We start from the raw sequence: 22,773 nt of genomic DNA, 5'->3' as shown, positions 1-22,773 counted from the left end.
ATCAGCCGCAAGAAACAAACTACTTTCGGTACATTTCAATTCCGGGCTAACCAAAATATCCGGCCGCCGGCAAGGTCTGCGCTAATGGCTGGCCACGGGCAGCGCGGCCGGCACGACCAGGGAGGCGCTGTGCTGGCGAAAGCGCCATAGCAGCAGCCCCGCCACCAGGCTCAGGCCGGTCAGCAGCCCCACCCAGATGCCGGTGGCGCCCAGGCCCTGGTGGAAACCCAGCCAGTAGCCGAAGGGCAGAGCCACGGCCCAATACGCTAGCAGGGCCACGATAGAGGGTATTTTTACGTCCTGCAAACCCCGCAAGGCGCCCAGGCCCACCACCTGCAGGCCGTCCGAAATCTGGAACAGGGCCCCAATGAGCAGCAGCGTGGAGGCCTGGGCCAGCACCTGCGGGTCGTTGTTGTAGAAGTGGGGAATCAGGCCCCGGCCGGCAATGAGCAGCAGGGCCATGGCACTCATGAATAGAAACGTAATGAGGTAGGCCGCAAAGCCGGCCTGCCGGGCACCGGGCGCATCGCCGAGTCCCCGGAAATTACCAACGCGGATGGTAACAGCTGCCCCGATGCCGCTGGCGGCCATGTAGGTCACCGAGGCAATGTTGATGGCAATCTGGTGGGCGGCCAGGGAAGTGGCACCCAGCCAACCAATCATGATGGCCGAAAAGCTGAAGGCGCCCATCTCGAACATCATCTGCACGCCAATGGGCGCACCCAAGCTCAGTAAGTGCCGCATCGTGGTGCCGTCGGGGTGCAGCCAGTGGGTGGCGGCCCGGTACGGAGCCAAACGTTTGGCCCGCAGCACGTAGGCCCCCATGAATACGGCCATCAGAATGCGGGCCACCAGCGTGGCCCAGGCGGCTCCCATCATACCTAGCTTGGGGGCCCCGAAGTTGCCGAAAATAAGCACGTAGCAGAGCAAGGCATTCACCAGGTTGGCAATCAGCGAGAGGACCATCGACTGAAACGTGAGGCCCAGGCCCTCGGCGTACTGCTTGAAGCCCTGAAAAACCATCAGCGGCAGGAAGGACACGAAAATGACCCGCACCCAGGGCGCGGCCAGCGCTACTACCTCGGCGGGCTGGTTGAGGTAGTGCAGTAGCGGGGCCACCCCAAAGCCCAGGCCGGCCAGCGCGAGGCCGGCCAGCGTGCTAAGCCAAACTCCGCCGTTGAGCAAGTGACCCAGGGCCGGAATGTCGCGGCGGCCGTCGGCGGCGGCTACCAGGGGCGTAATGGCAAAGGTGAGGCCCATGCCCAGAATCATGAATACGGTGCTCACGCTGATGCCCAACGACACGGCCGCCAGCGGAACCTTCCCGATTTTGCCCACCATCATACTGTCGCACACGCCCACAGCTATGTGCCCCAGCTGGCTGACCACGACGGGCAAGGCTAGCAGCAGGGTAGGAACAATGTGGGAGCGGGTTTGGGCAAGAGACATAAAACGGGGCAAAACGAGGCGCAAAGGTACAACAACGCGCCGGCCCGGCTGGTGTTGGCTCCAAATAAGCAGGGGCTTATTCCAGCATCAGCCCGGTCTGTAGCCGCCCCTGGGTTTCGGGCAGCACAGGCTTAGTCCGCCGTCAGCGCCGCCCGAATGCGCCGCAGAGCTTCGCGCAGTAGCGGCTCGGGCACGGCGTACGACAACCGGAAAAAGCCCGGGGCGTCGCAGCTCCCACCATCTACCACCTCGGCGCCCCCGGCCCGCAGCCGCGCCGCCAGTTCGGCCGAAGCTTCGGTGAGCGGTAAATCCGGCCGTAGAAACCGGCGGAAATCGGGAAAAGCATAGTAGGTGCCCAGCGGAAACGGAGGCTGGGGCGGCAGAGCGGCCAGCCACTGGCGCATAATTTCCCGGTTGGTGAGCAGGCCGCTGCACAGCTGCTGGCTAATGGCCGATGCCTGCTCGGTAGCCGCCTGGGCCGCCGCCTGCGACAACGCTGCCACGGCCGCGCTGGTGCTGAACTGCCAGGCTGCTGCCCGGCGAATCAGCTCTTCCGGCGCCACTAGGTAGCCCACGCTCCAGCCAATGAGGCCTAGGGACTTGGAATAGCCACTGACTACCACGTGCTGCCGGTGCGGGTCGGGTAGGCTGAGCAGGGAGGTAAACGGCTCGGGTCCGAAGTGGATACCGTCGTAGATTTCGTCGGACACAACCAGTAGCCCGGGCCACTGCCGGGTAATGCGCAGCAGGCCTTCCCACTCGGCGCGGGTGTACACCCGGCCGGTGGGGTTGTTGGGGTTGCTCAGCAGCAGAATCCGGGTGCGGGCGTGAATAGCCGAGCTCAGCTGCTCGGGCTGCCAGGCGTAGTCGGTGGCCGGGTCCAGGGGCAGGGTGCGCAGCGTGCCGCCGGCTTTTTCCACCAGGCCGCGGAAGCCAAACCAGTTGGGCGTGAGCAGCAGCACTTCGTCGCCGGGCTCCAGCGCTGCTTTGAACAGGGCAAACAGGGCCGGCTTGGCCCCGGGCGTTACCAGCACCTGCTCCGGCCCGGTGGCCGCGCCCTGCTGCTGGTAGCGGGCGGCAAGGGCGGCCCGCAGTTCGGGCATTCCTGCAATGGGACTGGTGGGCAGCGGGCCGGCCTGTAGCAGCGCGGCAGCCTGGGCTACGGCCGCCGCGGGGGGCGCAAAGTTGCCGTAGCCCGAGGCCAGACTGATTACGTCAGGAAAAGTTTGCATGCCCAAAGCTACTGGCCGCCGCCGGATTGCAAAGCCGAAGCGGGCCTAAGCTAAGGCTGGGGCGCCAGCACCACGTCGGCAAAGTAGTCGTGCTCGTCGGTGAAAAAGTGCTGCACCTGCAGGCCCGCGTCGGTGGCCAGTTGCTCGATGAGGTGGCGGGTAAACTTGTAGGAATTCTCGGTGTGAATAACTTCCCAGGCCTCAAATTCGACGCGGTGCTGCAGGGCGCCAAACGCCACTTGCTGGCGGCGGGTGCTGACTAGGAACGAGCGGACGGCGCCCGAAAGCGGGTCGTAGTCGGTGTAGTGCTGCCAGGCGGCCAGGTCGAAGTCCGCGTCCAGCTCCCGGTTCAGGCGGGTAAGCAGGTTCAGGTTGAAGGCGGCCGTCACGCCCTGGGCGTCGTCGTAGGCGGCGCGAATCTGGCGCGGGTCTTTCTGCAAATCGAAGCCGATGAGCAGCCGGTCATTGGCCGACAACGGCCGGGTGAGCTGCTGCAGAAAGGCGTGGCGGTCGGCGGGCAGGAAGTTGCCGATGTTGGAACCCAGAAACAGCACCGCTTTGCGGCCCGGCCGCGCGGCCATCAGCGTCAGGGCCGTGCTGTAGTCCGACACCTGGGGCTCGACCTGCAGCGCGGGCAGTTCCTGCTGCAGGCTGGCTACCAGCCCGTCGAGGGCGGCCGCCGAAATATCAACCGGCACGTAGGTGAAGCGGGCCCCGGTTTCGAGCAGGTGGCGCAGCAGAATCTTGGTTTTGAGCCCGTCGCCGGCCCCGAGTTCCAGCAGGAAAAACGGCTCGGCCGGGTCGGCGGGGCGCAGGGCCCGGCCAATGGCTTCCTGATGGGCTTGCAGCAGCCCAAACTCGGTACGGGTGGGGTAGTACTCGGGCAGGGCCATAATTTGCTGGAACAGCTCACTGCCCGCGTCGTCGTAGAAGTACATCGACGACAGGGTTTTGGGCGAGCGGCGCAGCCCTTCCGTGACGTGGCGGGCCAAATCAGAAGAAGCAACCGGGGAAAGAGTAGGAGCGGGGGAAGCCGACATGAACGGAAATGGGGGAGTGAGAGAGGAAATGAGAGAGGACGGGGTCGGCCGCTTCGGGCCTAGCGGGCCAGCCGGATGCCGGTAAACTGCCAGCGTTTGTCGGGGTGGAAAAAGTTGCGGTAGGTGAGCCGGATGTGGCTTTCGGGCGTGGCGCAGGAGCCGCCGCGCAGCACCAGCTGGTTGAGCATAAACTTGCCGTTGTATTCGCCCAGGGCGCCGGGGGCCCGCTCGTAGCCCGGGTAGGGGTGGTAGGCCGAATACGTCCATTCCCAGGCGTCGCCGAGCAGCTGGTGGCACTGGTCGGGGTCGGCGTCGGCCGGCAGCGGCTGCGGGTCGAAGCTACGGCTTTCTAGGAAAGTGCCCGTCGTCGCTTCGGGCCGGTAGCGGCGGGCAACTACTTCCCACTCCTGTTCGGTGGGCAGGCGGGCGCCCTGCCAGTGGGCGTAGGCGTCGGCCTCGTAAAAGCTCACGTGGGTTACCGGGGCGTTCAGGTCGAGAGGGCGCAGGCCGTGGTGGGTAAACCGGAACCAGCCCTCGGGCCGCTGTACCCAGTACAGCGGGGCCTGCCACTGCTGGGCCTGCACCAGCTCCCAGCCTTCGCCCAGCCAGTAGCGGAAATCGGAGTAGCCGCCGGCCTGCATAAACTCCAGGTACTCGCCGTTGGTCACCAGGCGGTTTTGCAGGGCAAAGTCGGGCACGAGTACCTCGTGGGCGGCCTGCTCATTGTCGAAGCAGAAGCCTTCCCCCTCGTAGCCAATACGGTACACGCCGCCCGGCACGGGCAGCCAGCGGGCCGCCGGCAGGGGCGGGGCGGCCGCAACCGGCGCGTCGGTGGAAGCCGGCAGGTAAGCCGGGGCCAGCGGACTGGTGCTCAGGATATACTTAATGTCGGTGACCAGCAGCTCCTGGTGCTGCTGCTCGTGCTGCAAGCCCAGCTCCATTACCTCGGCAAAGGCCGCCGGTAACTCCAGATTGGCCAGCAGCAATTCTTCCATGCAGGCGTCGACGTGGGCCCGGTAGGCGTACACCTCGTGCAGGGCCGGGCGCGACAAGGTGCCCCGGTCGGCCCGGTTCACGCGGCTGCCCAGCGAGTTGTAGTAGGAGTTGAACAGGAAGGCGTAGTCGGGGTGAAATACTTGGTAGCCAGGTTGGTATTGGGTTAGCAGAAACGTTTCGAAAAACCAGGTGGTGTGCGCCAGGTGCCACTTCGGCGGGCTCACGTCAATGACGGGCTGCACCACCGTGTCTTCGGGTAGCAGGGGCCGGCACAGGGCCTCGGTTTGGTGGCGCACCGCGCGGAAGCGGGGCAGAAACGCGTCGGTAGCCGGGGCGGCGGCCGCAGGAGTGAGCAGGGGGGAAGAAGTCATGAGGCAGGGGAAGAGGGCGTGGAAAGGTAACCGGAAAGTAGAAAATGGGTTTTGAACTGCTCTAATTCCTGATGGTACTTATACGCTATTGGCTGGGAAGAATGCTACCTCCTGAGCTCAGCCATAAACTCGGGTGGGTACTTATCGCGCAGCTTCCCTATTAAGTACGCAGAGCTCATCAGTAGTAGTTGGTATTTTGGGGTTTAGAGGCGGTTTTTGGGGGGAAGATGCCTATCCTTGTTACAGGTCGCCCCGTTAGAAGGGGCAAGTCAGTCATCCGTTCTCCAAACCCTACAAAACTATGATTACGAACAACTCAACCCGCAGCGGCTCTTCGCAGCAGAGCCAGGCCGGCCGCCAAGGCGCCCGCAGCACCAACAGCAAAACTTCGCCTGCCGGCAAGAGCCTCCGCGGCTTTGCCGCCATGGACCCCGCCGAACAGCGCCGCATCGCCAGTGAGGGCGGTAAAGCCTCGCACGAGAGTGGCCGCGGCCACCGTTTTACTTCAGAGGAAGCCCGTGAAGCTGGCCGTAAGGGGGGCCAAGCTAGTCGCGGACGGAGCAACCAGGGCGGTGCCACCCGATAGTTTCCGTCTGAAGTATCGACGACTCTAACCCGTCGTCATTAAGCCGACAAGCCTCCGTGTTTTGCACGGGGGCTTGTTCTTTTTTTGGCAATTATTAGCCGGCGGCCAGCAAAACCGGGCTCTTGCCTGTTGCTTCGCCGCGTATCTGCCTTCCTTTGCCCCCATGCTGCACCTTTCCTACTCCCGGCGCGTGCTGCGCTTCAACTTCCCGGCCCGCACTTCCCGCGGGGCCCTGACCGAGCACTACGCCTACTACCTGCAACTCACCGACCCGGTGCAGCCCGGCCGGGTGGGGGTGGGCGAAGCAGCCCCGCTGGCCGGCCTCAGCCCCGATTACGGCCCCGCTACGGAAACCCAGATTGCCGACTTCTGCCGGATATTCAACCAGCAAAACCATCCGGCGCTAAGTCCCGAAACGGCGGCGGCCCTGGTGCCGGCGGAGCTGCCCGCCCTGCGCTTCGCCCTGGAAACGGCCGTGCTCGACTGGCAGCAGGGAGGCCGCCGGCAGCTCTACGACACGCCCTTCAGCCGCGGGCAGGCCGGAATTCCCATCAACGGACTGGTATGGATGGGCGACGCGGCCTTTATGCGGGAGCAAATCCAGAAAAAACTGGCCGACGGCTACTCCTGCCTCAAGCTCAAAATCGGGGGCATTGACTTTGCCACCGAACTGCGGCTATTGGCCGAAATCCGGGCCGTGGCGCCGCCCGCGCAGCTTACCCTGCGCGTGGATGCCAACGGGGCCTTTGCGCCCGCAGAAGCCTTGCACAAGCTCCAGCAGCTGGCCCAATTTGAGCTGCACTCCATCGAGCAGCCCATCCGGGCCGGGCAATGGGCGGCCATGGCCGCCGTGTGCCGGGAGTCGCCGGTGCCGGTGGCCCTGGACGAGGAGCTCATTGGCATTACCGAGGCGGGGCAGCAGGAGCAGTTGCTCGACCAGATCCGGCCCGCCTACATCATTCTCAAACCCACGCTGGTGGGCGGCCTGGCTGCCACCCGCCGCTGGATTGCTCTGGCCGAGGCCCGCGGTATTGCCTGGTGGCTCACCTCGGCCCTGGAGTCCAACGTGGGCTTAAACGCCATCAGCCAGTTTGCCGCCCAGTTTGCTCCGCCCGACTTTCCGCAGGGCCTGGGCACGGGGCAGCTCTATACCAACAACATAGCTGCTCCGTTGACCATTCAGCGGGGCCACTTGTATTACGAGCCGGGCGGCGTCTGGGGCGACTTGGAATAACCATACCGGTGGGGCGTGCGGGGAGGCGAAAAATTTGCTATCTTACCAGGCCGCCACGTTCCCACCATGACCTGCTCCCGCCCATATACGTCGAGTTGCTGTAGCCTGCTCGGGCGGGGCGGGTGGCTTTTGCTGCTGGTCCTGGCCTTGGGACTAACCGCCGGGCCCGCCGCGGGCCAAGTCTCCGTGCCGTTTCGGTTTGTGAAGCCGAAGACCCACAAAGTGAAATTTCACTTTGAGATGGAGCGCAACCTGATTGTCGTCAACGCCCGCCTCAATGGGCAGGGGCCGTACAACTTCCTGCTGGACACGGGTGTGGGTACTTCCCTCATCACCGACCCTGCGCTGCGCTCGGCCCTGCAGCTGCGCATTGGCCGGAGCTTCCGGGTGGCGGGCGTCGGCAACGAAGCCCCGCTCGAAGCCTCCGAAACCAACAACGTGCGGGTGGAGCTGCCGGGCGTGCAAGCCCAGTCCATGCTATTCCTGATTCTGTCGGAGGATATTCTGAATCTGTCGGGCTACGTGGGCATGCCCATTCACGGGATTCTGGGCTCCGACGTTTTTCGCAGCTTCGTGGTGGAGGTGCGGCCCGCCGAAAGCCTGGTGGTATTCCACGACCCGGCTCAGTACCGCAAGCCCCGCGGCCGGCGCTGGGCTTCGGTACCTCTGGATCTGGAAGGCAACAAGCCCTACCTCACCGCCGAGGTCCAGGTCACTGACTCGCTGCACTTACCGCTGAAGCTGATTCTGGACACCGGGGCCGGCCACGCCCTTTCGCTCGAAACCACTTCCAACGACCAACTGCACCTGCCGCCCAAGCGGCTCCGCTCCCAGCTCGGGAAAGGCCTCAACGGCTTTATCAACGGCTACCTGGGCCGGGTGACGGGCTTGACGCTGGGCCGCTACCAGCTCAATTCCCTGCTCACCTCCTTTCCTGACTCGACCGACGTGGCCATGCGCGCCGACGTGCCCCGCAACGGCAACATCGGCTTCGAGCTTCTCAAGCGCTTCGATATTATCATCGACTACACCCACAACTACCTGCTGCTACGGCCCAACATTCTCTACCGGGAGCCTTTCGAGCACGACATGTGCGGCATGGATCTGGTGGCCGCCGGCCCCGACTACCGCCGCTACGTCATCACCCAGGTGGTACCAGGCTCCCCCGCGGCCAAGGCCGGGTTGAAGGTAGACGACGAGATTTTGTCCATCAATCTGCTGCCGGCCAGTGCTTTCTCCCTGACCCAGGTCAGCCGCCTGTTGCACTCCGCCGACGGGCGCAAGATCCTGCTCATCGTGCAGCGGCCCAACGGCGAGCTGACCACGGCCCAGGTGCAGCTCAAGCGCGAAATTTAGGCGGCAACCATGCCGGCAGTAAAGGAAAATGCGGGGCCCCACACCGCTGGCGGACTCCCGACCGTATATTTCTCTACCTTAGAAGCCCGTCCGTTTCCTTGCCACCCACCTTCTCGCTCGTTTTTGCCTGATGCCCACGGCTCCTTCGCCCGCGCTGCCGACCCCGCCACCCGAAATCCGGGCCAATCAGCACATCTACGCCGATTACTTCGACGAGGAATTCGTCTGGGAGCTCGATAAGAACATTCTGCAGCTGCTCGACCGGGTCTGGTTCCGCTCCGAGCTGGTTGGCTTCGACAATTACCCCCAGCGCAACAACCCCGACCGGCCCCTGATTTTTGCCTCCAACCACTCGGGCATGGCCTTTCCCTGGGATGCCATGGTGGCCCTCTCGCACCTGTGGCGCAAACTGCCCGACCTCCAGGATTTGCCCCGGCCGCTGTCGGCGCCCATGTTGTCGCAGTCGGCCCTGATGAACCCGTTTCTGGTGCGCGACTTCTGGAAGCGTTGCGGCTGCGTGGACGCCACCACGCTCAACTTCGAGACGATGATGTACTACCAGGAGCACAACCTGATGCTCTACCCGGAGGGCGTGCCGGGCATTGGCAAGGGCTTCAACCGCAAGTACGAGCTGCAGCGCCTCGCCACGAGTATGATCCGGCTGGGTATTCAGCACCGCACCGACATCATCCCGTTCTATACCATCAACGGCGAATACCTCAACCCCTACGCCTACAGCTGGGACTGGCTCAACAATTTGAGCAAGAAAATCGGCATTCCTTTTATTCCCGTGGGCCCCATTGTGCTCATGGTGCTGCTGCAGCCCTGGTTTTTCTACATGGCCTTCCCGGCCAAGCTCACCTTCGTGCTGGGCTCCCGCATCAAGCCCTACGAGCTGACCAACAAAGCCCACGACGAACTGAGCCGGGCCGAGTACGAGGACCTGTCGAACCAGGTGCGGGCCCGTATGCAGGCCGAAATGGACGCCGCCGTGCAGCAGCACGGCCAAAAGCCCTACCGCTGGGGCGAAATGTGGCAGCGGATCCGGGAAAATTGGCGCTCCTTCCCATTTTTCCTGCCCTTCGCCTGGCCCGCCCTGTTCACCGAGTTCGAGAAGCAGTACACCCAGAAAGGCAAGCGCGGCATCCGCCTCGACCTGACCAGCCCCGGGGCCTGGCTGCGCATGATCTGGCGCAATCCGTTTACGCTCAGCTTTTTTATTCCGATTCTGGGTTGGATTCCCATTGCCATCCGGGGCTATAAGGGCCATAAGCTGGGCCAGAAAATGTAACGCGGAAGGTATAAAGTATAAATCGGGCGCGAATTGCGAAACCTGTTCTGGCTCAGTCAGTAAAAGACAATATCTTACCCGGGTGCTGCCCCCGCGGCGGCCGTTTTGCCTCCCATAAGTACCACGTCCGGGCGCGTGGTAGCGCTGCCCTGCTTCCGATTTTCTGCCTCTAATTCCCGCTTTCAAATGCCTTCCCCCCAGCATTTGCTCCTCAAACAATTCCTGACGGCGGCCACCGCACCCCTGGCCCGGCGCCGGCCCAGCATTGCGGCCATGCGCCTGAGCCTGGAAATTGGGAGCCTGTTCCAGTTTCTGCCCTGGGGCGTCCACCTCGACTGCTTCTCCCTCGAGGGCATGGCCGCCGAGTGGATCAAGCCCGAAAATGCCAATCCGCGTCGGGTGCTGTTGTATCTGCACGGCGGCGGCTACGTGCTGGGCTCCCTCAATACCCACCGCAGCGCGGTGGGGGCCCTGGCCCAGCGCTGCGCGATGCACGCCCTGACCATCGAGTACCGCAAAGCCCCCGACTTTCCTTTCCCCGCCGCCCTCGACGACACGCTGCTGGCCTACCGCTGGCTGCTGCGGCAGGGCTACCGCCCCCACGACATCATCGTGGCCGGCGACTCGGCCGGGGGCGGCCTGGCCCTGGCGTTGCTGCTGGCCCTGCGCGACAACCGGGAGCCGCTGCCCGCCGCCGGTATCGGCCTCTCACCCTGGACCGACCTGGAACTGCCCACGGCCACTATCCGGCGCGTGGCCCACGAGGAGCTGCAGCTGCTCGAAGCCCTGGCCATCCGGGGCTGGGGCGGCCTCTACGCGGATACTACGCCCCTTACTGCCCCGCTGGTGTCGCCGGTGCAGGCCGACTTGCACGAGCTGCCCCCGCTGCTGCTCCAGACCTCGGATTCGGAGGTGCTCTATGACGACGTGCTGACTTTCGCCGCCAAAGCCCGGTGTGCCGGCGTACCCGTGACGCTGCAAACCTTTGAGGGACTGGTGCACTGGTGGCATCTGTTCTGGCGCTTCGTGCCCGAAGCCCGGCAGGCCCTCGACCAGGCCGCCGCCTTTACCAACGGCATCTGGGCGGCCCAGCAGGCCGCCGCCCGGGTGCTCCACTCTCTACGCGCACCGGCCCGCCGGCCCGATTCCCGGGCCCGGGTTTAAGCCCTGGTTAGTGATTCTTCACCCGCCGGAATGGGACAACGGCCTGTAAAAAACCCGCTCGATGAGAAAGCCGCCGGAAAATTTCATTCCTCAGCACCAACTATATAGCGTTGTTTTTGTAGGTTTGTCGAAAATAGTCGGCTTGCATACTACTTTTCTGGCCGGCCGTTGTTCCCGCGTTGTTTTCCCATCCACTTCAACCCTTTTTTAACCGTTTCGCACCATGGAAGATTTGTTTAAGAAATTCATCAATGCCGGCGTAGGCTTCGTGTCGCTGACCAGCGACCGGGTGCAAACCACCATCGACGCGCTGGTAAAGGAGAGCAAGCTGTCGGAGCAGGAGGGGAAGAAGATTATGGACGACCTGCGCAAGAACTCCGAAACCAAGCGCAAGGAGCTCGAGCAGCAGTTCAGCAGCATTGCCAGCAAACTCATGAAAAGCGTGGGTGTGGCTTCCAACTCCGACGTGGAAGAGCTCAAGCGCAGCGTAAAAGGCGGTTCCAAGTCGTCGGCTGCTTCCTCTTCGTCCGCTGCGGGCAGCAAGAGCGGCGCCAAAACGGCCGCCAAGCCCGCTGCGAGCACCACGGCCAAAGCCGCCGGCGCTACCAAGCAAGCCGCGGCCAAAGTAAGCTCGGCCGCCGGTACGGCCCAGAAGTCCTCGGCGGCCAAGGCGGGCGCGGCCAAGTCGTCGGGCGGCAGCAAGTCGGCCGGGGCCAAGAAGGAGACGCCCGCGGCCCCGGCCGGCGGCACCGACGCGGCCGGCGCTTAGTCGCCCGTGTTTTCTAGCTAAGAAAAGCCAGCGCCTGCCAATGCGGGACGCTGGCTTTTTTGTACCCGATTTGCCGTCTAGCCCCAATTGCTCGGGAGCAGCGCGTATTTTGCAGTTCTAAACCCGTCCTTTTCCCGCCCCTGCCCGCATGTTTAAAAACACGATTTCCAATCTGAGCCGCATCCGGCAGGTAGTGGAGGTGCTGGTGCGCTACGGGTTCGAGGACGTGGTGACGTCCACGGCCCTGCGCCGCCTCGTTACCCAGAAGCGCCGCCTCTCGTGGCAGCACGCCGAGCGGCCGGTGTTCGAAACCAGCCGCTGGGAGCGGGTTCGGATGGTGATTGAGGAGCTCGGGCCCACGTTTATCAAGCTGGCCCAGGCCATGAGCAACCGCCCCGATTTGCTGCCCGAGGCCCTGATTGACGAGTTTCAGAAGCTGCAGAGCGACGTGCCGCCCTTCGACGTGCGCCTGGCCCGTGAGATTATCGAGCGGGAGCTGGGCCGGCCCATTACCGAAGTGTTCGGCGAGTTTGAGGAGAAGCCCCTGGGCTCGGCCAGCATCGGGCAGGTGCACAAGGCCAAGCTGCTCACGGGCGAAGATGTGGTGGTGAAAGTGCAACGCCCCGACGTGCAGGAAAAAGTGCGCACCGATTTGAGTTTGTTGCACGAGCTGGTGCGGCTGACGGCCGGCTTTCTGCGCAACCACGGCCTGAGCAACCCCCAGGACATCGTGGACGCCTTCGAGCGGAGCATGATGAAGGAGCTCGACTACACCTCCGAAGCCCGCAGCATGGAGCAGTTTCGCAAGCTCTACGAGGCTTACGAGACCTTCTACATTCCGAAGCCCTACCGGGAGCTGTCGACGGCCAAAATCCTGGTTATTGAATTTGTCTCGGGCTGTAAGATTACCGACAAAGCTCAATTGCTGGAGTGGCAGCTGAGCCCGGAGAAGGTGGCCGAAACCGGCATGGATATCTACCTGACCCAGATTTTCGAGTTCGGTATCTTCCACGCCGACCCCCACCCGGGCAACGTGCTGGTGCGGCCCGACGGCACGCTGGTGCTCATCGACTTCGGGATGGTGGGCAAGCTCAGCAAGCAGCAGAAGTACGCTTTTGCGGGCGTCTTCATTGGCATGGCCCGGCAGGATGCCCGCAGCATGGCCCTGAACTTCCGCCGCCTGGCCCTCACGGCCGACATTCCGGACATGCGCACCTTCGAGGCCGACCTCAACGATTTGATTGAGGATTTCACCATGCTCGACGTAAAGGAAATGAGCATGAGCGACCTGGCCGACCGGCTCCAGGTCATCATCTACGACTATAAGCTGCAGGTGCCCGGGGCGGTGTTCCTGATCCTGCGGGCCCTGGTGATACTGGAGGGCATTGGCAAGGTGCTGCACCCGCGCTTCAACACCTTCGAGTTTGTGCGGCCCTACGGGGCCCGGATTATTGCCGAGCAGTACTCGGCCGACAACATCCTGAGCGAGGCCCAGTACACCGGCACCCAGCTGCTGGCCCTGATTCAGACCCTGCCGGCCGACGTGCGCCAGATTATGCGCAAGATTTCCCGCGGGGATTTGCGCCTGAAAGTGGAGCTCAGCGGCTACCAGGCCCTGATGCGCACGGCCGACCAGCTCGTCTCGCGCACCATCATTGCCCTGATTGCCGTGGCCTTCCTGCTCTTCTCGGGCCTGAGCCTGCTGGGGCGCTACTCGCCCGACATGCGCTACTCTCACGGCATCCCGGTTATTACCTGGTGGAGCCTGGGTATCACCGGCTTTTTGTTCTTGATCCTGCTGATTCTGGGCACCAAAAAGCGGAAGGATTAACTTTTTTGAGGTCGAAAGAGAGTGGGGGTAAGTTGTTGATTATTAGAGGCTGATTGTTTGCTACTAGACTGGTTGAAAAGTCTGATCTGCTTGCCTTTTGCTGGCGCCACGTATATAGCTATTGGCGAATGTCGTCCACCTTTGCCTTCGTCTACCGCTGATTGGTAGAGAGCCTTAAGACGACCCCCGCCATGTATTCCCTGACTTCCTTCGCCGCCGCGCGCCGCTGGATAACGACGCTGCTCCTGAGTGGCAGTGTACTGCCCGCCCTGGCGCAGTCGGGCCACGACCAGGAGCTGTTCGAAACCCAGAAGCGCCTGACCGTCGGCGTTACCAAGTTTGCCGAGGCCCGCACCGCCCTCAAAACCTTTATCGGCCGCCGGGCCGTGTGGGTGCAGAAGCAGGAGGAAACTCCCGACCAGCTGACGGCCGAATTTGCCCTGCCCACCCGCGCCCTGAGCAGCCTCGACTCGCTGACGGCCAACCTGGGCTACGTGCTGGAAAACAACCTGAACGCCCAGAGCCTGACCTCCCGCCTGCAGGAGCTGGAGGCTGAGGAAGCCACCGAAACGGCCCAGCTAACCCGCCTGGAAAAAGAGCTGCGGGCCCCGCGCCTGGAGGAAGCCGAGCGGAGCCGCCTGGAGGCCGAGCAGGAACGGCGCACCAACAGCCTGACCCGGCTGCGGCAACGTCAGCAGAGCATCCGCAGCCACGCGGGGCAGGCCTACGTGACGCTGCGCCTCTACGACGAGGTGAGCTTCCCGACCGGCAACCGCAAGGTGAGCTTCGTGAACATGCCCGGCGTGGAGTACAGCTACCTGCGCCTCGACAACCCCAAGCCCGGCCTAACCAGCCGCGCCTACCAGGGCTACGCCATCAAGTACATGTTTACCCGGGGCAAGAGCTACTTCAACCTGGGCGTGTATAAGCCGGTGGTGAAGGCTGATGAGCCCGATTTTGTCAACGAGCTGTTCGTCATCAACTTCGGCCAGGACTTCTACCCGCGCAACTTCGGCCGGGGCCGGCGCAAGTTCCTCAACCTGTATACCAGCTACCAAATCGGGGGCTTTATTCTGAACCGCAACAACGACGAGCAGAACGAGTTTATCCCCAACCTGAACCTGGGCCTGGGCGTGGAGCTGATCAAAACCCGCCACATCCTGCTCGATACCAAGGCCAGCTACTTCGTGCCCCTCTACGACCACAGCCGCGACCTGCGCGGCATCCTGGGCCAGGCTTCCTTCAATTTCGTGTTCTAACCCCGCCCCAGCTACCCTGCTTTTCTGAGCTATTAAACCTCGCGGGGCCCGCCCATATCCATGGCGGGCCCCGTTGGCGTTTAGAACATTGTTGCCGCCGTTTAGAAGGTCGTTACCACCGCTTAGAAGGTCTTTACCACCGTTTAGAACATCGGTACCACCGCTTAGAAGGTCGTTACCGGCCTTTAGAACATCGTTCACGCCGTTTAGAAGATCGTTAACACTGCTTAGAAGGTCGTCAACGGGCTTTAGAAGATCATGCACGCCGCTTAGAACGTCATTCACGCCGCCGGGTAGGCCGTTCTGCCAAAGGGCGGGGTGGGGGAGACGCAACATGAGGCCGCGCCGTGGCCCGGGGAGCGGCCGGCAAGGCATGGTGCCGCCAGCCGGACCGGTGGGGGAGGCCGGCGGCAGCAAACTTTTCCCTGCCCGGCGGGTTGCTGTGCTTTGAATCCTACAAGCCCCGCCCTGCCATGACCAACGCCGCGCTCAGCACCAGCTACCAGGAGTTTACGGCTTGCCTGGGCCTCGACCTGGGCCCGCTACTGCCCACCGGCATTCAGCGCGAAGTGGGCCACTTCAACGCCTTTGATATAGCCCACCTCTGGGAGTCGGCCCCCGCGCAGTCGGCCCCGCCCTACGCCTGCCGGTCCTTCTACAAAATCAGCTTCCTGCGCAGCCACAGTCGCGCCGAATACGCCGACCAAACCATCGACATTGCCCCCGATGCCCTGGTGTTTTCGACGCCCAAGGTGCCGTTTCAGTGGCTGCCGACCGAAACCCAGCAGGGCCATTTCTGCTTCTTCACCGCCGAGTTTCTGCTGCCCGTGCTCGGCGGCCTCACCCCCGACGAGCTGCCCCTGTTCCGGGCTGAGGGCTACCCCGTGTTTCAGCTCACGCCCGCCGAAGCCGCGCAGGTTGCCGCTCTTTTTGCCCGCATGCACGAGGAACTGGCCTCCGACTACGCCCACAAGTACGACCTGCTGCGGGCCTACGTGCTGGAGCTGCTGCACCTGGGGCAGAAGCAGCAGCCCTCCACTAGGCTGCACCCGGCCCACTCGGCGGCCGCCCGGCTCAGCTCACGTTTCGTGGAGCTGCTGGAGCGGCAGTTTCCGCTGGCCAACCCCCAGCAGCGCGTGCAGCTGCGCACGGCCAAGGACTTTGCCGACCACCTGGCCGTGCACGTCAACCACCTCAACAAGGTGCTCAAGGACAGCACCGGCCGCACCACTTCCGACCTCATCGGCGGGCGGCTGGCCCAGGAGGCCAAGGTGCTGCTGCGCGACACCGACTGGACGCTCTGGCAAATTGCCGACTGCCTGGGCTTCGTCGACGTGGCGCACTTCTCGCACTTCTTCCGCCGCTACGCCACCGTGAGCCCCGGCGCTTTTCGCACCCTGGAAGCCGTGCCGGTTTGATTTATACATAAAGCTGATTGGCGCCTACAACACTGCCGGGAGCGAAGTAAGAGACCTTTGTCGTGTTCTATTAACGCCACAAACCTCTTAGCATGAGTACTTCCAAAATAGCCCTGGTAACCGGCGGCAGCCGCGGCCTGGGCAAAGACATGGCCCTGAAGCTGGCCCAGCAGGGCATCGACGTGATTCTGACTTACCGCAGCCAGCAGGCCGAAGCCGCCGCCGTAGTGGCCGAAATCGAAGCCCTGGGCCGCCGCGCCGTGGCCCTGCCGCTAAACTCCGCCGACAGCAGCACGTTTGACCCGTTCTTCGCCCAGGTTACCACGGCCCTGTCCGCTACCTTCGGCACCGACCGGTTCGACTTTCTCATCAACAACGCCGGTACCAGCCTCACGGCCCCCATTGCCGAGAACACCGAGGCGCAGTTCGATGAGATGCTCAACATCCATTTCAAGGGCGTCTACTTCCTCACCCAAAAGGCGTTGCCGCTCCTGCGCGACGGGGGCCGGATTATCAATATTTCCTCCGGTACCACGCGGGTTACCTTCGCCGGCAGCTCGGCCTACGCCAGCATGAAGGGGGCGGTGGAAGTATTCACGCGCTACCTGGCCCTGGAGCTGGGCCCGCGGGGCATTGCCGCCAATGTAGTAGCGCCCGGGGCCGTATTCGGGGGCGGCGCCATGACGGACACGCCCGAAATCCGCGCCTACGTGGCCCAGATTACGGCCCTGGGCCGCGTGGCCGAGCCCGACGACATTGGCGGCATCGTGGCCTTCCTCTGCTCCGATGCCGGCCGGTGGCTCAACGGCCAGCGCCTGGAAGCCACGGGCGGCATGATGCTCTAGGGCTCGGCTCTGAGCCCCGACCCAGCCGGTAGGACATCGTGGCCGCTGCGCCTGCCCTCGTTCACGCCGTCCCTGCGATGCTTCACGGCGTCCCTGTGATGATTCACACCGGTGGGTAAGAGAGAAGCGTAAAACAAAAAAGCCCGGACAAGCCGGGCTTTTTTGTTGGATTAGAGCACTCCACACCCTACCGCAGCTGCATGTCCTCGATGATGAGGTTGATGTAGTCGGTGAGCTTCTGGTTGACCAGAACGGGGCTTAGCGAATCATGATGGTGCCGGGCGGATATTTTGTGCTGTCTGATTTGAGTACGGTCAGTTGGATAGCCAGCGTGGTTTCCGCCGAGTCAGCGGTAGCGCGAGTAACCTGTACTTGGTCGATAGCCTCCGGGGCAATGCGTAGGGTGGCTGCTTGCTCGGCGCTCAGCTTATGGCCGTTGAGTACTATGCTTACCGGACCTCGTACGCCGTGCTGCCGGGCTACCTGGGCAAATGACTTGCTCTCAATTGGTCCTTCGTAGGTAATAGCGATAATACCGCCGGACGTTACGTTCTTGAGTATCTCGGGCGCTGTTGGGTTCCTGTATACCATTATATCCTTATAATCTTTCGGGTCAATAGTGGTAATTCTTCCGTTAGCAATAATGGTTGAATTGATGATAAACAGCGGCTCGGGTATTTGTTTTAATGCCTTGCTCGTGGCGGTTTCCTGGCCGTAGGCTGTTGCAGAACAGAGGCTTAGAGTAGTAAGGAATAGCAGGCGCAGAAAGTAGGTTTGCATGGCCAATGGCATTGTAAAGTGAGAAAAGGAAAGCTGAATTCATTTACCCTCCACTCTTTCCCGCCTCTCTTTAATGTAAATTTCACTTGATACCACCGCGGCCTATTCTAGGCAAGAAGCCATTAGTTGTTTTTAGCCTTTCTATGAGTAATAGGTGGGCCGATAGGAAGTTGGAAGTCGAGCCGGACCGAATCGCCCATAGCAAGTCTGACTTTTTCGCTTTGTACGTCGGCAAACCCAACGCTACGTGCTAGAAATCTGTAAGCGCCTGGCTGTCCTTGCCAACGGTATGTACCAGTCCTATCAGCAGATAGAAGGGTGCTCCCTGTCTTGACAACACCTATTTGCAAAGGAATCTGATCAATTCCACCGGTAAGCCTGCCTTGGACGATAGGCGGTAATGTTTGATTTTTTCGCTTCAGCTTTACTAACTGGTATTGAGGCGAGCTGTCAGACGAATTAGGTCGTTGAACTGGGAATCCTTCCCTACTAGTCCACCCGTAGCAGCTAGCGAGGAGAAGTGGTAGCAACGCAAATACTGTCATAACATCAGCAAGTTTAGGTTAAGGTGTCTATTGTAACCCGATTAGCATCCTGATGGATTACCTTTTTGTGAGGCCCCATTACCCTCAGAGTCCTTGCCCGTGAGTTCTTGTTGCTAGAGCGTAACACTGTCGGGTATACGAACTGATAGAAGCCAAACAGCCCGGCAGGGTGAGTGCCGGGCTGTAAGCATAGCGGGTGAAAGCTGACCTTACCGCAGCTGCATGTCCTCGATGATGAGGTTGATGTAGTCGGTGAGCTTCTGGTTGACCTGGTCGTAATCCACGGCCGACTGCAGGGGGTGCTTCACGCTGAAGTAGAACTTGATTTTGGGCTCGGTACCCGAGGGGCGGGCCGAGACCTTGCTGCCGTCGGCGAGGATAAACTGGAGTACGTTGGAGCTTTCCAGGCCGGTGGCGCGCTCCTCGCCGGTTTGCAGGTTCCGGATTACGCCGGTCTTGTAGTCGCGCAGCTCCACTACCGGCGAGCCGGCAATGGTCTGGGGCGGGTTGGCGCGCAGGCCGGCCATCATTTCCTGGATTTCCTCGGCTCCGCGCTGGCCCTTCTTGGTCAGTGAAATCAGGTCTTCCTTGTAGAGGCCGTAGGTGGCGTACATCTCCACCATGGCCTGGTACAGGGTCTGGCCGTTGTCTTTGGCTACGGCGGCCATTTCGGCTATCATAGCGCAGGCCGACACGGCATCCTTGTCGCGCACGAAGGAGCCAATCATGTAGCCGTAGCTTTCCTCGCCGCCGCCGATGTAGTTTTCCTTGCCCTCCAGTTCCCGGATGATGCCGGCAATGTACTTGAAGCCGGTCAGGGTCTGGTAGGCCTTCACGTGATGGGCCCGGGCCACGTCGCCGAGCACGTCACTGGTCACGATGGTGTAGACGATGAAGTCGTTGGGCTGCATCTTGCCGGCCTGCTGCCGGGCCGAGAGCAGGTAGTGGGTCAGCAGGGCGGCGGTTTGGTTACCATTTACCAGCAGCCACTCGCCGCGGTTGTCTTTCACGGCAATGCCCACCCGGTCGGCGTCGGGGTCGGTGGCAATAACCAGGTCGGCGTCCTGGGCCTTGGCCTGGTCGAGGGCCATTTGCATGGCTACTTTCTCCTCCGGGTTCGGCGACTGGACGGTGGGGAAGTTGCCGTCGGGCGTGGCCTGGGCCTCCACGATGCTCACGTTGGTAAAGCCCAGTTGGGCCAGGGCCTTGGGCACGAGCGTGATGCCAGTGCCGTGCAGGGGCGTATACACGATTTTCAAATCGTGCTGACGCTGAATAGCGCTGGGGTTGATGCTCAGGGCCTTGACCTGGGCCAGGTAGGCCGCATCCAGCTCTTCGCCCAGCAAATGAATCCGGGACTCGTCGCCCTGGAACTTCACCTGGTCGGGGCTCTGAATGGCGTTGACTTCCTGAATAATGTTCTTGTCGTGGGGGGCTACTACCTGGGAGCCATCCTGCCAGTATACCTTGTAGCCGTTGTACTCCTTGGGGTTGTGGGAGGCGGTAATCACGCAGCCGCTCTGGCAGCCCAGGTGCCGGATGGCAAACGACAGCTCGGGGGTGGGGCGCAGGTCGGAGAAGAGGTAGGCGTGAATGCCGTTGGCCGAGAAGATGTTGGCCGCAATGCGGGCAAACTCCCGGCTGTTGTTGCGCGAGTCGTGGGCCAGGGCCACCTTGATTTCCTGGCCGGGGAAGCACTTGAGCAGGTAGTTGCACAGGCCCTGGGTGGCCATGCCCAGGGTGTAGCGGTTCATGCGGTTGGAGCCGTTGCCCATGATGCCGCGCAGGCCCCCGGTGCCGAATTCCAGGTTGCGGTAAAACGCGTCGTTGAGCGTTTCTTCATCACCCGCGTCGAGCAGCTGCTGAATGTTGGCTTTGGTATCGGAGTCGTAGTTGCCGGTCAGCCAGGTGTTGATTTTGGCTTGGATGTCGGAGGTCAGGGCCATGAATGGGAATGGTAAGTTGTGCGGGTAACAGAACGAGCGTAAAGAAAAGAGGTTTTTTTTATGTCAGGGCCAGGAAGAAGGCCGAAGCAATCCTGCCTCCGGAATGTAGAAAGCTCCCTGAGGCGAAAAGCCCTTTACTCCGGGGGGAATAAAGGGCTTTCTGGGGAAAGAGCGGGCCTACCTGCGCCGCGGCCGGATGGCTTTGACTTATGCCTGGCCACGACTGGCCTCGCAAGGACAGCCCAGGGCTTACAGGTTGCCGCGCAGGGCCTGCTCCCGCTCGATGCTCTCGAACAGGGCCTTGAAGTTGCCCTTGCCGAAGCTCTTGGCGCCTTTGCGCTGAATGATTTCGAAGAACACCGTGGGGCGGTCCTCCACGGGCTTGGTGAAAATCTGGAGCAGGTAGCCTTCCTCGTCGCGGTCCACGAGCAGGTTCAGCTCCTTGAGCGACTCCAAATCCTCGTCGATGGCGCCGATACGCTCCAACAGGTCTTCGTAGTAGGCTCCGGGTACGGTCAGGAACTCCACGCCGCGGCGGCGCAGCTCGGTTACGGTAGCCCGGATATCCTTGGTGGCAATGGCAATGTGCTGCACGCCGGGCGAGTGGTAGTAGTCGAGGTATTCCTCAATCTGGGACTTCTTCTTGCCCTCGGCCGGCTCGTTGATAGGGAACTTCACGTAGCCGTTGCCGTTGCTGACCACCTTGCTCATCAAAGCCGAGTACTCGGTGCTGATGTCCTCGTCGTCGAAGGTGAGCAGGAGCTTAAAGCCCATCACGTCCTCGTAGAACTTCACCCACTGGTTCATTTCGCCCCAGCCCACGTTGCCCACGCAGTGGTCCACGTGCAGCAGGCCCACGGGCTTCTCCTGGGGCACCAGGCCGGTTTTGGCCACGAAGCCCGGCATGAAGGCGCCGGTGTAGTTGGTGCGCTCCACGAAGGTGTGCACACTCTCGCCGTAAGTATAAATGCCCGACAAGGTCACGCTGCCAAACTCGTCCTCAATGGTGTAGGGCTCGAAGGCCGACTTAGCGCCGCGCTTGGTGGTTTCCTCCCACGAGCGGCGGGCGTCGTCCACCCACAGGGCCATGACCTTCACCCCGTCGCCGTGCTGGGCCACGTGGCGGGTAATGTCGGAGTCGGGCAGGAGGGAAGTGGTGAGCACGAAGCGGATTTTGCCCTGCTGCAGCACGTAGCTGGCCCGGTCGCGCAGGCCGGTTTCGGGGCCGGCGTAGGCCACCAGCTCGAAGCCGAATGCGGCCTGGTAGTAGTAGGCGCTCTGCTTGGCATTGCCAACGTAGAACTCCACGTAGTCGGTCCCTTTCAGGGGCAGGAAGTCGTGGGCGGGGTGGGCCTGCACCTCAGGCGAAGTCATTGTTTGCATGGCTGGATAGGAAGTTAGGATTCGGGTGGAAACGAGGAGTTGTGTGGGTAAAAATACGGGTTTGCCGTAATTCGTTCCTATTGGTCGGAATAAGAGCCCGGGCCCAGCCCACTTGCGGCCGGCTGACCACGAGCCGGGGTCAGCCGGCCGAAACGACCGGGCAAACGGCGGCCGGCCGGCGCGGCTGACTGCGAAGTTCGGGGCCCTCGTCGGGCCGGATATGGCGTTTGCCGGTTTTGCTGCGTACAATTGCAGAATCCTACGCACCTTTGCGCATTAACCCTTTTGTCCCGTAGCTATGAATAAGGAGGAACTCAACCAGGCCCTCGTTGCGCTAATCGAAAAAAAGCAGGAGCTGCACAAGCTGACCTACGACGACGCCCGCTACGACGACGTGGAAGAAGAACTGCACGATCTGGAAGATGATTTCAATGACCAGTACGGCCAGTACCTGGAGGAGGTACTAGAGAAGGTACACGAGCAGCTCTGCCCCGACACCGACGTGCTGCTGCCCACGGCCTATTTGCCCAACGACATCAAGGGCGACACCGGCTATCTGCCCTCCCACAAGGAAGGCGTCTGGGTCGACTCCGACGAATTCCCCGGCAAGGAAGCCCGCCTCGTGCTGGTGCCCAACCCCACGCGTCTGATTTTGTCGGTTGGCAAGAACGTGCGCAAAGAGGTTTGGAAAGCGTAGGCTTTTGCTTCTGAATTGAGAATTCGGAAGAATGAAGTAGCCGTTCAATGATCCACGCCGGATTCGTTGAACGGCTACTTCGTTTTAGGCCGCTCAATTCCGAATTTACAACTCCGAATTCAACAGAATATGATTTACCGTATTGCCAGCCTAGCCGACTGGCAGCAGGCCCAACGCACCGGCTTCTTCGCCAGCGCCGACCTGGCCGCGGAGGGCTTTATTCACGCCTCCGACCGGACGCAGGTTCTGGAAACCGCGCGCCGCTACTACACCGGCCACCCCGACCTGGTGCTGCTCGAAATCGACGAGGAGCGGCTGACGGAAGCCGGGGTGCGGCTAGAACGGGAGTGGGTGGCCGCGCGGCAGCAGGCCTTTGCGCATGTCTTCGGGCCCATTCCCGTGGCGGCCGTTATCCGGCAGTGGGATTTTCGGCCGGCTGCGGCCGGCGCATTCACCCTGCCCGCCGATTTATAATATCCCGTTGCACGGATATGCGGCCAAGTGCTTATGTTTGAGCAGAGGCGGACGGCGCGGAAAAAATATTGCCCCGCCCGCCACCTTTGGAGTCCCGCCGGGCTCTG

General features: G+C 62.1%; 19 protein-coding genes. 12 read left to right on the top strand and 7 right to left on the bottom strand.

The features are described from left to right. Positions 1 to 81: 81 nt before the first annotated feature. From CLV45_RS12810 to egtB, 4 genes are all read right to left on the bottom strand, one after another. The gene (locus CLV45_RS12810) at positions 82 to 1,449 is read right to left on the bottom strand and encodes an MATE family efflux transporter (RefSeq protein ID WP_100336741.1); all 1,368 of its coding nucleotides are present in this window, start codon (positions 1,447 to 1,449) and stop codon (positions 82 to 84) included. 131 nt (positions 1,450 to 1,580) lie between these two features. Further along, positions 1,581 to 2,681, bottom strand: coding sequence for a pyridoxal phosphate-dependent aminotransferase (locus CLV45_RS12805; protein ID WP_100336740.1), 1,101 nt, complete (start codon positions 2,679 to 2,681; stop codon positions 1,581 to 1,583). A 50-nt stretch (positions 2,682 to 2,731) separates the two neighbouring features. Beyond that, complete coding sequence (gene egtD / locus CLV45_RS12800) at positions 2,732 to 3,721, bottom strand: L-histidine N(alpha)-methyltransferase (RefSeq protein WP_100336739.1); 990 nt, start codon at positions 3,719 to 3,721, stop codon at positions 2,732 to 2,734. 59 nt (positions 3,722 to 3,780) lie between these two features. Then, positions 3,781 to 5,088: an ergothioneine biosynthesis protein EgtB gene (gene egtB, locus CLV45_RS12795; protein ID WP_100336738.1), complete on the bottom strand. Its 1,308-nt coding sequence runs from the start codon at positions 5,086 to 5,088 to the stop codon at positions 3,781 to 3,783. 301 nt (positions 5,089 to 5,389) lie between these two features. Here egtB and CLV45_RS12790 point away from each other — a divergent pair, with 301 nt between their 5' ends. The 10 genes from CLV45_RS12790 (at position 5,390) to CLV45_RS12740 (ending at position 16,841) form a co-directional block, all read left to right on the top strand. Beyond that, positions 5,390 to 5,674 (top strand): KGG domain-containing protein, encoded by a 285-nt coding sequence (locus tag CLV45_RS12790; RefSeq protein WP_100336737.1) that lies wholly within the window; start codon positions 5,390 to 5,392, stop codon positions 5,672 to 5,674. 163 nt (positions 5,675 to 5,837) lie between these two features. After that, complete coding sequence (locus tag CLV45_RS12785) at positions 5,838 to 6,908, top strand: o-succinylbenzoate synthase (protein ID WP_100336736.1); 1,071 nt, start codon at positions 5,838 to 5,840, stop codon at positions 6,906 to 6,908. Positions 6,909 to 7,130: 222 nt separating this feature from the next. Beyond that, on the top strand, positions 7,131 to 8,264 hold the full coding sequence (locus CLV45_RS12780) for an aspartyl protease family protein (RefSeq protein WP_170061851.1): 1,134 nt from the start codon (positions 7,131 to 7,133) through the stop codon (positions 8,262 to 8,264). 130 nt (positions 8,265 to 8,394) lie between these two features. Beyond that, complete coding sequence (locus CLV45_RS12775) at positions 8,395 to 9,555, top strand: lysophospholipid acyltransferase family protein (protein WP_100336734.1); 1,161 nt, start codon at positions 8,395 to 8,397, stop codon at positions 9,553 to 9,555. A 204-nt stretch (positions 9,556 to 9,759) separates the two neighbouring features. Next, a complete protein-coding gene (locus tag CLV45_RS12770; protein ID WP_157807460.1) occupies positions 9,760 to 10,719 on the top strand; it encodes an alpha/beta hydrolase fold domain-containing protein in 960 nt (319 codons plus the stop codon). Between the two features lie 223 nt (positions 10,720 to 10,942). Beyond that, positions 10,943 to 11,488, top strand: a complete 546-nt coding sequence (locus CLV45_RS12765) for a phasin family protein (RefSeq protein WP_100336732.1) — start codon at positions 10,943 to 10,945, stop codon at positions 11,486 to 11,488. Between the two features lie 148 nt (positions 11,489 to 11,636). Then, complete coding sequence (locus CLV45_RS12760) at positions 11,637 to 13,319, top strand: ABC1 kinase family protein (RefSeq protein ID WP_100336731.1); 1,683 nt, start codon at positions 11,637 to 11,639, stop codon at positions 13,317 to 13,319. Between the two features lie 191 nt (positions 13,320 to 13,510). Further along, complete coding sequence (locus tag CLV45_RS12755) at positions 13,511 to 14,578, top strand: hypothetical protein (RefSeq protein ID WP_100336730.1); 1,068 nt, start codon at positions 13,511 to 13,513, stop codon at positions 14,576 to 14,578. Positions 14,579 to 15,051: 473 nt separating this feature from the next. Next, positions 15,052 to 15,996 carry a helix-turn-helix domain-containing protein gene (locus CLV45_RS12745; protein ID WP_100337029.1) on the top strand — a complete coding sequence of 315 codons (945 nt, stop codon included), beginning with the start codon at positions 15,052 to 15,054 and terminating at the stop codon, positions 15,994 to 15,996. A 92-nt stretch (positions 15,997 to 16,088) separates the two neighbouring features. Then, positions 16,089 to 16,841, top strand: coding sequence for an SDR family NAD(P)-dependent oxidoreductase (locus CLV45_RS12740; protein WP_100336729.1), 753 nt, complete (start codon positions 16,089 to 16,091; stop codon positions 16,839 to 16,841). Between the two features lie 258 nt (positions 16,842 to 17,099). Here CLV45_RS12740 and CLV45_RS12735 read toward each other — a convergent pair whose 3' ends face one another. The 3 genes from CLV45_RS12735 to hppD all read right to left on the bottom strand — a co-directional run bounded on the left by CLV45_RS12735 (position 17,100) and on the right by hppD (position 21,495). Next, complete coding sequence (locus CLV45_RS12735) at positions 17,100 to 17,621, bottom strand: hypothetical protein (protein WP_157807459.1); 522 nt, start codon at positions 17,619 to 17,621, stop codon at positions 17,100 to 17,102. A 754-nt stretch (positions 17,622 to 18,375) separates the two neighbouring features. Then, positions 18,376 to 20,112, bottom strand: a complete 1,737-nt coding sequence (locus CLV45_RS12730) for a phospho-sugar mutase (protein ID WP_100336727.1) — start codon at positions 20,110 to 20,112, stop codon at positions 18,376 to 18,378. A gap of 249 nt (positions 20,113 to 20,361) precedes the next feature. After that, positions 20,362 to 21,495, bottom strand: a complete 1,134-nt coding sequence (gene hppD, locus CLV45_RS12725; protein WP_100336726.1) for a 4-hydroxyphenylpyruvate dioxygenase — start codon at positions 21,493 to 21,495, stop codon at positions 20,362 to 20,364. A gap of 298 nt (positions 21,496 to 21,793) precedes the next feature. Between hppD and CLV45_RS12720 the strand changes: the two genes are divergently transcribed. Both CLV45_RS12720 and CLV45_RS12715 read left to right on the top strand, forming a co-directional pair. Beyond that, entirely contained in the window at positions 21,794 to 22,192 is a 399-nt protein-coding gene (locus CLV45_RS12720; protein WP_100336725.1) for a hypothetical protein, read from the top strand. Positions 22,193 to 22,321: 129 nt separating this feature from the next. Next, complete coding sequence (locus CLV45_RS12715; RefSeq protein WP_100336724.1) at positions 22,322 to 22,666, top strand: DUF952 domain-containing protein; 345 nt, start codon at positions 22,322 to 22,324, stop codon at positions 22,664 to 22,666. The last annotated feature ends 107 nt before the right edge of the window (positions 22,667 to 22,773 follow it).

It is taken from the genome of Hymenobacter chitinivorans DSM 11115, assembly GCF_002797555.1.
Taxonomy (GTDB): Bacteria; Bacteroidota; Bacteroidia; order Cytophagales; family Hymenobacteraceae; genus Hymenobacter; species Hymenobacter chitinivorans.
The sequence above is the reverse complement of the archived record's forward strand: the minus strand, read 5'-3'. Positions and strand labels throughout refer to the sequence as shown.

Coding starts and splice junctions, on each gene's coding strand:
- CLV45_RS12755 (WP_100336730.1), top strand. CDS start 13,511: ATGTATTCCCTGACTTCCTTCGCCGCCGCGCGCCGCTGGATAACGACG.
- CLV45_RS12805 (WP_100336740.1), bottom strand. CDS start 2,681: ATGCAAACTTTTCCTGACGTAATCAGTCTGGCCTCGGGCTACGGCAAC.
- CLV45_RS12720 (WP_100336725.1), top strand. CDS start 21,794: ATGAATAAGGAGGAACTCAACCAGGCCCTCGTTGCGCTAATCGAAAAA.
- egtD (WP_100336739.1), bottom strand. CDS start 3,721: ATGTCGGCTTCCCCCGCTCCTACTCTTTCCCCGGTTGCTTCTTCTGAT.
- CLV45_RS12760 (WP_100336731.1), top strand. CDS start 11,637: ATGTTTAAAAACACGATTTCCAATCTGAGCCGCATCCGGCAGGTAGTG.
- CLV45_RS12735 (WP_157807459.1), bottom strand. CDS start 17,621: ATGCAAACCTACTTTCTGCGCCTGCTATTCCTTACTACTCTAAGCCTC.
- CLV45_RS12715 (WP_100336724.1), top strand. CDS start 22,322: ATGATTTACCGTATTGCCAGCCTAGCCGACTGGCAGCAGGCCCAACGC.
- CLV45_RS12775 (WP_100336734.1), top strand. CDS start 8,395: ATGCCCACGGCTCCTTCGCCCGCGCTGCCGACCCCGCCACCCGAAATC.
- CLV45_RS12790 (WP_100336737.1), top strand. CDS start 5,390: ATGATTACGAACAACTCAACCCGCAGCGGCTCTTCGCAGCAGAGCCAG.
- CLV45_RS12785 (WP_100336736.1), top strand. CDS start 5,838: ATGCTGCACCTTTCCTACTCCCGGCGCGTGCTGCGCTTCAACTTCCCG.
- CLV45_RS12730 (WP_100336727.1), bottom strand. CDS start 20,112: ATGGCCCTGACCTCCGACATCCAAGCCAAAATCAACACCTGGCTGACC.
- CLV45_RS12745 (WP_100337029.1), top strand. CDS start 15,052: ATGACCAACGCCGCGCTCAGCACCAGCTACCAGGAGTTTACGGCTTGC.
- CLV45_RS12765 (WP_100336732.1), top strand. CDS start 10,943: ATGGAAGATTTGTTTAAGAAATTCATCAATGCCGGCGTAGGCTTCGTG.
- hppD (WP_100336726.1), bottom strand. CDS start 21,495: ATGCAAACAATGACTTCGCCTGAGGTGCAGGCCCACCCCGCCCACGAC.
- egtB (WP_100336738.1), bottom strand. CDS start 5,088: ATGACTTCTTCCCCCCTGCTCACTCCTGCGGCCGCCGCCCCGGCTACC.
- CLV45_RS12740 (WP_100336729.1), top strand. CDS start 16,089: ATGAGTACTTCCAAAATAGCCCTGGTAACCGGCGGCAGCCGCGGCCTG.
- CLV45_RS12810 (WP_100336741.1), bottom strand. CDS start 1,449: ATGTCTCTTGCCCAAACCCGCTCCCACATTGTTCCTACCCTGCTGCTA.